This is a genomic window from Pedobacter sp. AC464 (assembly GCF_979253075.1).
Window position 1 is genome coordinate 1510170 of sequence record NZ_CEEDBV010000001.1, and the last position, 12758, is coordinate 1522927.

A 12758-nucleotide genomic window follows, 5' to 3' on the forward strand; every position below is an offset into this window, starting at 1 on the left:
AGTCCACTTGTAATTGCCCCGGCCTGCGATGCGGTCCTGAAAATAAACTGGTTAAGCTTTCAGGAACTCGTAAATACTTTGTTGGGATGCAATAAGCGGTTTCGTTTCTTTTATTGGAACGTTTTCCATCTGTTCATCAATAATAACTGCCTGGAGGTTATCTTGTTTTTGAATATTAACAATATCCAGAATCTCTGCCTTGATTTTTTCATCGTAAACCGGAAAGCAGACTTCAATTCTTCGGTAAATATTGCGGTTCATCCAGTCGGCAGAGCCTAAATAAACGTCGTTTGCCCCTAAATTATTGAAGATAAAAATTCGCCCATGCTCCAGATACCTATCTACAATCCTAATAATTTTAATGTTCTCGCTCACATTCTTCAGGCCTGGAATTAACCTGCAGATGCTGCGAACAATCATGGTAACCTGTACGCCCGCCTGTGAGGCTTCGTAGAGCTTATTAATCAGCACTTTTTCTTCGAGATTATTAAGTTTAATGGTTATAGAGGCTTCCTTACCCGATTTCGCAAAATCAATTTCGCGGTCAATTAATGCTATAAATTTTTGCTGAAGGTTAAACTGGGCAACTAAGATGTGTTCAAAATTAATCAAATCAGACGATGAAGGCTTTACCCGCTTCGCCAGAAAGATAAAAAGCAACTCAATCTCGCGGAGAATGGCCTTGTTAGCAGTCATTAAAATGTGGTCGGTGTAGAATGATGCGGTACTTTCGTTAAAGTTACCGGTGGCAAGTAACCCGGTGTATTGTAACCTGTCGCCAATTTTCCGCTTAACCAAAGCGACCTTCGCGTGCACCTTTAATGCGGTAACACTGTACACAATTTCCACGCCCTGGGCTTTCATCTTCTTTGCCCATTTGATGTTGTTGGCTTCATCGAAGCGGGCTTTAAGCTCAACCAAAACAAAAACCTTTTTGCCGTTTCGGGCAGCGCTGATTAAGGCATTAATGATTTTAGAATCGCTTGCAACCCGGTAAATTGTAAGGTAAATTTCCTGAACATCAGGATCTACAGCGGCTTCGTTAAAAAATCTTAATACGCTATCGTAGCTTTGATAAGGTGTATGGATGATAATATCGTTTTTTAGGATTGCCTCGGTCAGCGTTCCGGTAATGGTATCGGTATTGCAGATTTTGGGCCATGCGGCGTTAGACAAATCCGGGTTTTTAACCGGGAAACCGATAAAGTCTTTTAAGTTATGGTACTGACCACCTTCAACCATACTTGCTTTTTTCAGGTTGAATAACTTTTTTAATAAAACCAGTACCGGCCCGGGAATACCGGGCTGATGCAAAAAGCGTGTCGCCAATCCGGCGTCTCGTTTTAAAAGTTGAGCTTCCAGTTGCTCTGATAAACTACCTGAATATTCATCTTTCAGGTCGATTTCGGCATCTCTCGTAATCTTGAAACTAAAGCAACCCGTTATTTCTGCATCACGGAAAATCGAGTTCAGGTTAAAACGGATGATATCATCCAGAAAAACCACAAACGACTCTTTCGCATGGTCAATTTTATAAAACCGGGGCAGTTCATTAGAAGGGATGTTTAAAATGACCTGCTTTTCATCATCCTTATCCTTCAAGGTGATCAGAAAATAAAGCTCGTTATTTGAGGGGAAAAATTTCGTATCCCGGTTAAGGTAAACCGGCTGCATAAAAGCCAGAACCTGGCTCAAAAAGTACCTGCTGGTTTCTTTAACTATAGCTGCCGGAAACGGATTTCCATAAATAAAATTGATGCCGTTTTCGTTTAAACCCGGAATGATGTCTCCCTTTAAAATTTTACCGTATCGCTGCTGCTGGCCGGCAATCATATTATTTGCGCTTTGCAAAAGGTCGGCCTCAATTTGTATATCGTTGTCTTCCCGGTTGCTTAATTTCTCAAGCGCCAGCAATACAGGCATCCTGACCCGGTAAAATTCATCCAGATTAGATGAAAAAATCGACAGGAATTTAATTCGCTCTAAAAGCGGAACGGTATCCCGCTCTGCCTCCATTAAAATACGCTCATTAAATTTGAGCCAGCTCAGATCTCTGTTGAAAAAAGATGAATTTGTATGCGCCTCCATTAAAGTTTTCCGTAAGCTGCGTAGGCAACAACAAATGCTAAAACTGCTGCAATTAAACCAAACATAAAGATGTTGTATGCCAACCTAATCAGCTTATATTTTCTGCCCAGTACAACACCGCCAGAATATACATCAGTGATTAACGTACCGTATAAAAAGTCTTTGTCATTCATTACTTTAAGCATCCCATCTGTATAGGTGGGTAACGACATCTTATAAAAATTTCCAAAGAACAAAAGATTCACCTTTTTGGTATCGATATCTTCAGGTGTAAAAATGCCGGGGGGTATGGATGGGCGTGTCGATAAAATTGATACAACCACACAGGTTAAGCTTACAGAAAGCAAAATGAAAGTCGGGATAATCAGATTGCTGTGGTCTTCCAGCCTTCTTAGCAGTAAACTCACAATTAAAGAAAGCATAATCGAGTTCACCGTTATCAATATATGCGCTTTATTATCAGCCATATCACTAAGGCGCTGGTTGTTTGCCGAGGTAATCCTGAACATGGTTTCGATGCCTTTATCAGGTTTCTCCAACTTATCTTTCTTGTCTTTTTTCTTTCCATCTTTGGCAACCACCGCAGAACTCGTCAATTCAACGGGGATTTCATCAAAAACAACCTGTTCTTTCTGATCTGAAAGTTTACTTTTTATTTTCTCAATGTTGCGCTGCTTTTGATCCTCCAGTAATAACCTGGCGTAATCTGTATGATAATGCTGCGATTCTAAGAACTGTATATCCTTGATGCGCCACTCGTTTTTACTGATGTCTTTTTTATAAATCAGCTCTGCTTCTTTATGCATCATTTTACCTTTTTTGCGAAAATCTTCTGTTCCTAAGTGAAAGAGATCTGCATCACACAAAATGTTATCAAGCTGATTTTTTGGTTGTTGAGGGATTTTGGTGCTTAAAATAGCGGCAGAAACTTTTTCGCGAACGTCTGCTTTTACGCCTAAGGATTCGAGGTAAGTGTTGGCCAGCCCGGCGCCTTTAACTTCGTGGTCCATTGCATCTTCGAAATATCCTGTATCATGAAACCAGGCCGCAGCCGTTACAATGAAAAAATCTTCGTCGCTTAGCTGATAATGATTGGCAATTTGATGGGTTGCCTGCACCACATCTTTGGTATGCTGAAGATTGTGGTAAACCAACCTTGAATCGTGGTGTGTATTAAAATAATCGTTTACGTGCTTTTCTACATCAGTTTGTAGTTGCTTATAGTTCATGTGGGTAATGCTAAATATTAAATTATTAAACGAAAATCATCCCTGCTGACTTTTGCCGCATTTAATTAGCTAAACTACGCTAATTTTTATAAAAATTGAACGCTTGTTTTCTATGGAAAAGTAAAAGCATTTAAAGTTTAAAATACGTAAGCTAAAATGAATCTGTTAAACATTTGTTTTAAAAAAAGGCAATTATTTGAAAATGAATCGGAAATATTAAAATTTAAATTTTTAGCGAAAACTTTTTCGAAAATCGAAATCAAATTTGTAACATTGCACTCGCAAAAAACGCAAGTTTTTTCAGGGCCTATAGCTCAGTTGGTTAGAGTAGAAGACTCATAATCTTTTGGTCCCTGGTTCGAGCCCAGGTGGGCCCACAAACAAAAATCGCCCCTTGAGACAAACTCGAGGGGCTTTTTTGTGCCTTCAGCTTCCCAACTAACTATAGAAACAGCTTTGTTGGAACCCTCCATGGCTCTGTATGGAAAAAGGTATAATGAGATTCTTTATTAAAACGGTTGGTTGTATTTACCCGTAAGCGCTTTGTTTTCAATGCTTTTTGCAAAGTTTGGCGTTTCCTCGTGGTTGTGAGTGTCTGATGCATCCTGTCTTGCTGCTGCTGCATCTTTTAACTTTATGCCTTTTTCTTGGAAATAGGTGAGCATTTCAGGTGTAGCAGTAGCATGTATTTCGTTTGTGTAAAGTGTCGTTTTATCATCAATCTTAGTAGCTTTTAGCTCCCATAAAACCTGGACAGTGGTACGGCCGCTTTTGGTTATTGAATCGGAAATGGAAAGCATACGGCAATTATCAGGTTGGGCAACATCTGCTACATAGTGCTGAACCATTAGTGCATCGCCAATAGTTTCCACATTAAGTGATACAGGTTTTCCATCATAAGTGGTGCTGATTGCCGCACCAATGTGTTGCGTTGAGCAACGCTGATATTCTGCATCGGGCAGATTTAAAAGCCAGTCTGCTATATTAACTTTTTCAATTGGCGCATTGATAATTGCTGTCACTTTTGAATGAGAGAGGGTGTTTTCCGGTGTTTGCTTAATTTCCATAATGTTTGAGTTTTTCGTAAAACTAAAGCGACGGCACTTTCAGGCCAATTGCTATTCAACGAAACAGCCAATTCGCTCGTTGAAAGCGTGAAAAACATCGACGGAAATCATTTTTTGGGAACCCGTCCTAGCTTCGAAGCAAACTGGAAAACGCCTCTTGCTCGAAATCAATAAGGCGTTCCACTAAATGTATTTAATTCGCTCGAACTAGCCCTTTGCGAAATGATCAGAGTAATACTGCTGAAATGCCTGACCAATAGAGTACTAACTAATTTTTCCCGATCCAGCCAGAACTGGTGTGCTTAAAATCGTCAGAATATTTGAGTCCATAACCCAACATGCGATCGAATGAGGAATGTGTTACCAATAACAAACCCAGGGTGATCACCGTATCCAGCTGCATCAGGAACCCAATGGCCACAAGCGCCAATGCCAGCCCACGATGATGAACCAGATTATAAGTGAAGGCACCTACACGGGCGTTAAAGAGGTATCCGAGCATAGAAAGGTCAGGACTAAAAAATAGAAAAGCCCATGCCCAGGCTGGCAAACCAAGGTTATGTATGTATAAAAAATAAATGCCAACTGCTGTTAGCGCCGCTTCTTCACCTTTGATGGTAAAGCCCATCAATCTTTCCTGGTTCATATGGTTTTTTTTTAACTTTAAATGCAAGCGTTGCAAGCCGGTAATTCTATGCTAAATCCTAACTTTAAATTAATTAAATGCTGCCCTAAACTCAAGTGGCGACTGGTTTGTTTTAGCTTTAAATAATTTACTAAAAGAAGGCAAATGCTCGAAGCCGAGGCTGTAGGCCACCTCACTAACCGATAATTCGCTGGCCGACAATTTCTCTTTGGCTTTTTCGATGAGCTTTTCATGTATGTGCTGCTGCGCATTCATGCCAGTCTGCACTTTCAGCAAAGTACTCAAATACTTTGGCGAAAGGTTCACTGCATCGGCCAGATAGGCTACGCTTACCAGGCCCGCAGAAGTAAGTTCATCATTGTTGAAGTAGTTGACGAGTAAATTTTCCACTTTTTGAACGGTCTGGTGATTCGACTTCTCGCGGGTAATGAACTGACGATGGTAATAACGATCCGAATAGCGGAGTAAGGTTTCGAGCTGTGAAATAATAACGTTTTTGCTAAACTTATCAATATTGGCTTGATACTCTTCGCTAATGTTCTGGATGATGCTGTTGATCATCGCCTCCTCCTTTTCAGAAAGAAATAAAGATTCATTCAGCGAATAATCCCAAAAATGATAGTCACGAATTGTTTTAGCCAGGCTAGTATTCCATAGAAAATCAGGGTGAATGTAGATTACCCACCCTGTTTTTTCGGTCACTTTTGTTTTGTCGTCTACTTCGATTTTCAAAACCTGGTTAGGCGATAGAAAAGACATAATCCCTTCATTAAAATCGAAGGGCCGCTGGCCGTATTGCACTTTAAAATTCACCATCCGCTTTACAGAAATGGAATAAAAATTCATCGCCATGCTCATCGGCCCTTGTACTTCCCGGTGTGGTACGGTAGCCACATCCACCACGCTGATAAGCGGATGAAGTGGCGGTGGTATTTCCACAAATTGATGAAACTCGGTAATCGTTTTAAAATGCTTCATAAAGTTTACGCTTAATGCCTGATGTCTAAAACCAGCCTGCCCCGTACATGCCAGGTTGCAATCTGTCGGTGTGCTTCGGCAACCTCTTGCAAAGAAAAAACCTTATTAATTAAAACCTTAACTTCCCCTGCATCTATTAATCCGGCGATTTCTGCCAACCATTCCTGCTTTGGCTCGTTGGCGGCTAAGCTGCAGTTTACCTCTGCGGCCCTGGCAAATGCAATCAATTCCTGGTTAAATGCAAAATCAGTGTTAACGCTCACAAAGCTACCGCCTTTTTTCAGGATACCAATGGCTTTTATTCGTTCGCCATTGTCGCGGGTTGGCGAAGCTTCTAGCACCAGATCAACATCACTCAGCAATTTTTCAAAGCGTTGTGTGCTGTAATCTATCACCTCGTCTGCCCCCAATTGTTTTACATAGTCAAGATTATCGGCAGATGCCATTCCGATAACATATGCACCCCTGGCTTTTGCAAATTGAACCGCAAAGCTTCCTACACCTCCGGAAGCGCCCTGAATAAAAATGCGCTGCCCTGCTTGCAAATTACCATGACCGAACATCGCCGTCCAGGCGGTTAAAGCGGCCAACGGGACGCCTGCCGCCTGGGTAAAACTCAGGCTTTTCGGTTTAAAGGCAAACTGGCTCGCCTTGCCTACGCAATACGCCGCATAACTCCCATCGCCCGGAAAGTTTGGAACACCATAAACCTCGTCGCCTGCTTTCAAGGAAGTAACCTCGCTACCGGCTTTGATCACAATCCCGGCAGCATCCCAACCTAAAGTGAGTGGCAAGGTGAGAAATCCACGCAGGCTTTCGTTTGCTCCGCTTCTAATCACCGCATCTACCGGGTTTACACCACTTGCATGCACTTCAATTAAAACTTCATCCGGTGCAGGAACTGGCCGGGCGACATCTTCTATTTTCATGACCTCCGGGCCACCAAATTCATTAATCCTTACTGCTTTCATATGCTGTTATTTTATTTATCAAAGGTGTAGATTAACCGCCACCATAATTTAGCGCAAATACGCTTTTGCTTAGTCAATAGTCCCGAATTATCGTGGGGCGATAGGCATTGGGCATTGGCATGAGAAGTGATTAGAGAGAGCTAGGGCTGGTTGGAATCAGCCAAGGCAAGAGGTAAAATGGAAACGATAGACCAAACTATAATAAAAATAGAGCAAAACGTTTCTGTTAAGTTATAGCTAGATTGGAGCGATTTCAATAAATGACATTGTTAATATAACTACATTAATAAGGTTAGGACTTGCTGGCTTCTATATTTTTCTGTATCTTCAAAATACTTGAATAATAAACGCTTAATCATTAATAATTCACAATATGAAATCTTTTTTGTACTGCTTTCTAATTGTCTTTTCCTTATCTGCAAGATCACAAACTGTTAACAACTCCAAAATTTCGAATTTGAGAATAGGGAACAAAAGCCTATCTCATTCTGACACGTTAATAGTTGATGTAAAGGAGGCCTACAAACTCCATCTGGGCAGGAACAATGCTTTTCAAACTGGAGATTTACTTTTCAGAGATTCAAATGAAAATACACAACTGCAATCAAAGTTGCCTTCAATCGTGCAAAATTTAACTTTGTCTAAAAGCAAAATGCTGATTGACCAAAAAATAATAAAAAGAGATTTGTTATTCAGGGATACTGATGTTAAGGCTAAATTGATTTTTCCTTAATATTAGTTATAATTCGCATTTTTAATAGATACTGAATTACGTTGGACATTTTCTGCTGGTGCACGCCTGTCGCGTGTACATTCAAGCAAAGCTTATGATTAATACAATTACGAAGCCTGCCCTATTACCTAATCTTTTATCCTACAATTTTGTCGAAACATTTCGCCTTAAAGGCGGCCATCATTCCAAAAAATACCAGCTCTGTAATTAAAGGGCAATCCCACACGTTAAGTCAATTTTTATCGACCGCGAAATAATGATAATGCGTCATCGAATGGACTATTTGAAGCGTTGCCAATTAAAAATTAATATTCAGTTAGATAATTGAATTATTAGCTTTTTTTAACAAATTGCGATTTTTACATCCGTTCATGAAGTCTGAGACAACAAGTAGGTTAGCAAGTAAGCCACACTATCCAATACTAGATGGTCTTCGGGGTGTTGCTGCCATCATTGTTGTAACATTTCACCTGGCCGAACCATTCTCAACAGGTAATTTAGATAAATTAGTAAATCACGGTTATCTGGCTGTCGATTTTTTCTTCCTGTTATCAGGCTTTGTGATTGGTTATGCCTACGATGATCGCTGGCAGAAAACAACGGTGGGTACATTTTTTAAACGCCGTATCGAACGTCTTCAGCCGATGGTTGTGTTGGGAATGACCCTTGGAGCTATTGGATTTTATTTTACAGATTCTACCATATGGCCCATGATTCATGCCGTTCCGGTTTGGAAGATGTTGTTAGTGATGCTGATCGGTTATACAATTCTGCCGGTACCGCTATCGCTTGATATTCGTGGCTGGCAGGAGATGCACCCACTTAACAGCGTGGGTTGGTCATTATTCTTCGAATACATCGCGAACATTTTATATGCAGTATGGATTAGGAAATTTTCTACGTTGGCATTGAGTATCCTGGTGGCTATTGCTGCTATTGCACTTGTACATTTAGCAGTCACCAATGGCGATGTTAGTGGTGGGTGGACGCTAAATTTTGAGCAGGTACGCATTGGATTTACCCGAACCATGTACCCTTTCTTTGCCGGCCTCTTACTGTCGCGGGTTGCCAGGCCGACTCAAATTAAGAATGCCTTCTTATGGTGCAGCCTTTTGGTCGCCATCGTACTTTACATGCCGCGGCTTGGCGGTGCTGAGTATTTATGGTTGAACGGGATTTACGACGCTTTCTGTATTATTATCATTTTTCCGCTGATCGTCTATTTCGGGGCAAGTGGCGTAATACAATCTCCAAAAGAAAACAGGCTATGCAAATTTCTAGGTGACATTTCTTATCCATTATACATGGTACATTACCCCCTGGTGTATTTTTACGTTGCGTGGATCAGCAATAATAAAGGGATAACGATTGGAGCGGCCTTGCCTTACGCATTAGGCATTCTAACAGGCAGTATTGTGTTGGCCTATGTATCATTAAAATGGTATGACGAGCCTTTGCGTAAATGGTTAAGGAAAAAACTAGCTTAATTCACGCTGTCATCTGCCTATGTTAAAGCCTGTCAATCAACGCTCGGTTCTTGAGCATATCAATCTGAACTGCAATGATTTAACGAATAAGTTGTAAAAATCAATCTATTTATTCCTTTGCAGCAGGTGAACTCAAAAGGGTTTTTGTGGGATGCACCGATCTTAAATAAAAAACCTCATTTCGCATGGCATTTTTCCATTACTCCAAAACTTTGCGACGGTTTAATCATTAAGAAACATTTCTCTTGAAAGTTAAATCATCGACATTCCAGTTTTAAGATTTGGTCATCAAATCTGCATTTGCAAGCGTATTTTAAGGTTTTTTGATAATAAACTTTAAATATCCCCTTAACACGATGCTCGTATTTTCGCCGGATATAACTAATTATTCATATGAAAATTTTCTATTACACGCTGCTATCAATTTTTATAGGCTGCGTTTTTCCGAGCCTGGCATCTGCCCAGGGCTCGCAGGCCTCAATTAATGGCGTAATCACAGAAGAATCGGGCAAGCCGGTTCCAGGAGCATCAATCTCCATACGGAATGAAGCAACCGGATTTAGTACTTCAACAGCTTCAAATTCAAAAGGTGAATATACCTTTAATCAGCTGCCGCTCGGCGGGCCCTACTCAATAAATGTAAGTTTTACGGGTTTCGGCACCCAGAAAAAAACAGGTTTTATGCTAAATCTTGGCGATGCGCAAAAAATCAATATTCAAATAGAATCTACTTCAACGGCATTACAAACCGTCCAAATTACTTCTTCAGGACTTAAATCATCAATCCCAACCCTGGGTGCATCCACATCCATAAGCGCCAGAAACATTGCCAAGCTTCCTGTTAACGGGAGAAACTTCACCTCATTAATCGACCTTTCTCCGCTAAGCAGAGGTGGAAGTATTTCTGGTCAACTGGCAACATCAACGAATTATTCTATCGATGGCATGACTGCAAAAAACCCGACTTTCGGAGGTACTGCAACACCTGGCGCTCCATATTCAATTTCCATTGAAGCGGTAAGAGAATTTAAAGTCGTTACCAACCAATATGATGTCACCTACGGCAGAAGTGGCGGTGGTGCCATAACAACGGCTACTAAATCAGGAACCAACGAACTATCCGGAAGTGCCTTCACTTTTGCCAGAGCCGATTGGTTGTCCTCGCCTTATGACATCAGAGGAAACAAGCGTAACAATGATTTCTCAACATACCAGTATGGTTTTAGTCTCGGTGGTGCCATTGTAAAAGATAAAGCGCATTTCTTTGTCGCTTATGATCACCAGAGAGACGCAAGACCATTACAAATTGCCGATATTCAATCCATAGATGATGAGAAACGCCTTAGCGTAACTCAGGCAACTTTAAATGACTTTTTAAGTATTGCACGAAATAAATATGGCGTAGCCAACACTCCCCAATTTGGATCATTTGATAAAAGGGAAAGAACCGAGGCTGTATTTGCCAGGTTCGACTGGCAGCTAAACACTAAAAACCTGCTTACCCTTACCAATAATTTCATCTTTGATCGCAATAACCAGAACATCGGCGACAATTCAGCGATTAATCTTTACGAGGTATATGGAACAAACAGAACCAGAAGCAATAGCACGCTGGCCACTTTACGAACCGTTATCAATCCGCGATTAACAAATGAGGCAAAGGTTCAATATTTAACTTCATCTTTTGAAAGCCTTGCAGGCGAGCAATTACCGGAAACAAATATTCCCCGTGCAATCGTTCAGCAAGTACCTTCAGTTGTTGATGGAAAAAATGTGTTAACAACCATTCAGCTTGGCGGGCAGCGTTATGCACCAGAATATTTTTTTAGCAATGTAGTGCAGGCAACAAATAACCTATATTTTAATACTGATAAAATCAATTTCACCTTTGGTGCAGATTTAATGTACACACACCTGTACTCGAGGTATGGCAGCGAGTTAAATGGAAGGTTCTATTATTTAGGTATGGATGCTTTTAGGAATAATACACCTTATAACTATGCAAGGGAAATACCTTTGGTGGATGATGAAAACGTAAGGCAGAATTATATCAATACAGCCCTTTATGCCCAAATGCAGACAACGCTTGCCCCGGGTCTGGATATGATGGCTGGTATCCGTGCCGATTACACCAACTATCTGAATAAGCCGAACTTTAACCAGGTGGTATTTAATGATCTTGGGTTAAGAACCGACCACTCTTTAAACACATTTCAGTTGCAGCCACGAGTTCAGTTTACCTGGGATATTGGCAGCAGACAAAAAGATATCGTAAGATTGGGTGGTGGAATTTTTGGTTCTGACATTCTGAACTATACCATGATCAACAACATGGTTTTTGACGGGACAAGAATGGCCTCGGTTGACCTTCGTGGCGCAAATGTTCCGGTCCCAAATTTTCCGGGATACCGGGCAGACCCCTCTACTGCACCAGGCAAGGAATTATTTAACAACCCGGCTATTCAAAAACTGACAACCATTAACCTAAACAGAGAGGACACCAGAATACCGGTTTTGTACAAGGCTAATTTTTCTTACAACCGGATTATCAATAGTAAACTGAGGTTGGGCGTTAGTGCATACGCAAGTTTTGCCCGCAACAATTACATGTACACAGACGCAAATATGGTCGACCAGCCGTTTTTCAGGTTAGCCAATGAAGGCAACCGCGGTGTTTACGTTCCGGCGAGCTCTATTACCGCTCAGGGCGTTTCAAACTGGACATTAGGTCGAAAAACTACAAATGTTGGCAGGGTGCTTGCCCTAAACAGCGACGGGAAAGTAAACCAGTTCGCTTTCGTATTCGATGGCACATATAAATATTTCAAAGATGGTGAAATTTCGTTCAGTTACACCAGAAACGAAACTAAGGATAACACTTCTTATAATGGCAACGTAGCCAACAGCGCTACATTAGCGCTGCCGGTGAAAGATGATCCTAGAGACATCAGCAGATTATCGGCATCAGACAACCAGTTCAAAAACAAAGTGGTTGTTTACGGCACTTTGCCCACGTTTTATGGTGTAAGTGTGGGTATCCGTTACTCAGGCTTCGGTGGCTCGCGGTATTCGATGATTGTTTCAGGCAATGTAAACGGTGATTTTGTAGCAACAAATGATTTGGCTTTCGTTTTCAACCCTAACCAGGCGAGCGTTCCTGCTGCGGTTAGAACAGGTATCCAAACCATTCTCGATAATCCTTTAGTGAGCCAGAGCTTTAAAGATTATGTTACCAAAAGTATCGATCAGGTGGCTGAAAGAAATGGCGGGATAAACAGTTTTAACGGCCAGTGGGATATTCGTGTAGCAAAAAAATTCAAGATATCACGTAAACAGTATTTAGAACTTTCCGGAGACATCTTTAACCTCGGCAATTTGCTGAACAAAAAATGGGGTGTTAGTGAAATCCTTGGCACACAGGCAATATATTCTATCACAGGATTTAATGCAGCCACCAACACTTACAACTATGTTGTTAACCCAAATGCCGGAATCATAGTGCCATCAGGCAACCCATATCAGGTTCAGGTTGGCCTTCGTTACGGCTTTTAATTTTATA

The 12758-nt window shown here is 41.1% G+C and carries 9 protein-coding genes and 1 tRNA gene; 4 read left to right on the top strand and 6 right to left on the bottom strand.

The window, feature by feature from the left end:
• Positions 1–51: 51 nt before the first annotated feature.
• Together ppk1 and AC0IWT_RS06510 are read right to left on the bottom strand one after the other, a co-directional pair.
• Positions 52–2088: a polyphosphate kinase 1 gene (ppk1, locus tag AC0IWT_RS06505; protein ID WP_471796492.1), complete on the bottom strand. Its 2037-nt coding sequence runs from the start codon at positions 2086–2088 to the stop codon at positions 52–54.
• The gene (locus AC0IWT_RS06510; protein WP_471796493.1) at positions 2088–3317 is read right to left on the bottom strand and encodes a Pycsar system effector family protein; all 1230 of its coding nucleotides are present in this window, start codon (positions 3315–3317) and stop codon (positions 2088–2090) included. The genes ppk1 and AC0IWT_RS06510 overlap by 1 nt, the downstream gene beginning before the upstream one ends.
• A gap of 303 nt (positions 3318–3620) precedes the next feature.
• On the opposite strand from AC0IWT_RS06510, the gene AC0IWT_RS06515 reads away from it, so the two are divergent.
• Positions 3621–3694: transfer RNA gene (locus tag AC0IWT_RS06515), tRNA-Ile, on the top strand.
• A gap of 132 nt (positions 3695–3826) precedes the next feature.
• Here AC0IWT_RS06515 and AC0IWT_RS06520 read toward each other — a convergent pair.
• The 4 genes from AC0IWT_RS06520 to AC0IWT_RS06535 all read right to left on the bottom strand — a co-directional run bounded on the left by AC0IWT_RS06520 (position 3827) and on the right by AC0IWT_RS06535 (position 6979).
• Complete coding sequence (locus AC0IWT_RS06520) at positions 3827–4384, bottom strand: hypothetical protein (RefSeq protein WP_471796494.1); 558 nt, start codon at positions 4382–4384, stop codon at positions 3827–3829.
• A 268-nt stretch (positions 4385–4652) separates the two neighbouring features.
• Positions 4653–5030: a DUF4260 domain-containing protein gene (locus tag AC0IWT_RS06525; protein ID WP_471796495.1), complete on the bottom strand. Its 378-nt coding sequence runs from the start codon at positions 5028–5030 to the stop codon at positions 4653–4655.
• Positions 5031–5099: 69 nt separating this feature from the next.
• On the bottom strand, positions 5100–6008 hold the full coding sequence (locus AC0IWT_RS06530; RefSeq protein ID WP_471796496.1) for a helix-turn-helix domain-containing protein: 909 nt from the start codon (positions 6006–6008) through the stop codon (positions 5100–5102).
• 11 nt (positions 6009–6019) lie between these two features.
• The gene (locus tag AC0IWT_RS06535; RefSeq protein WP_471796497.1) at positions 6020–6979 is read right to left on the bottom strand and encodes an NADP-dependent oxidoreductase; all 960 of its coding nucleotides are present in this window, start codon (positions 6977–6979) and stop codon (positions 6020–6022) included.
• Positions 6980–7436: 457 nt separating this feature from the next.
• Between AC0IWT_RS06535 and AC0IWT_RS06540 the strand changes: the two genes are divergently transcribed.
• The 3 genes from AC0IWT_RS06540 (at position 7437) to AC0IWT_RS06550 (ending at position 12751) form a co-directional block, all read left to right on the top strand.
• The gene (locus AC0IWT_RS06540) at positions 7437–7712 is read left to right on the top strand and encodes a hypothetical protein (protein WP_471796498.1); all 276 of its coding nucleotides are present in this window, start codon (positions 7437–7439) and stop codon (positions 7710–7712) included.
• Positions 7713–8083: 371 nt separating this feature from the next.
• A complete protein-coding gene (locus tag AC0IWT_RS06545; protein WP_471796499.1) occupies positions 8084–9199 on the top strand; it encodes an acyltransferase family protein in 1116 nt (371 codons plus the stop codon).
• Between the two features lie 393 nt (positions 9200–9592).
• The gene (locus tag AC0IWT_RS06550) at positions 9593–12751 is read left to right on the top strand and encodes a TonB-dependent receptor (protein ID WP_471796500.1); all 3159 of its coding nucleotides are present in this window, start codon (positions 9593–9595) and stop codon (positions 12749–12751) included.
• The last annotated feature ends 7 nt before the right edge of the window (positions 12752–12758 follow it).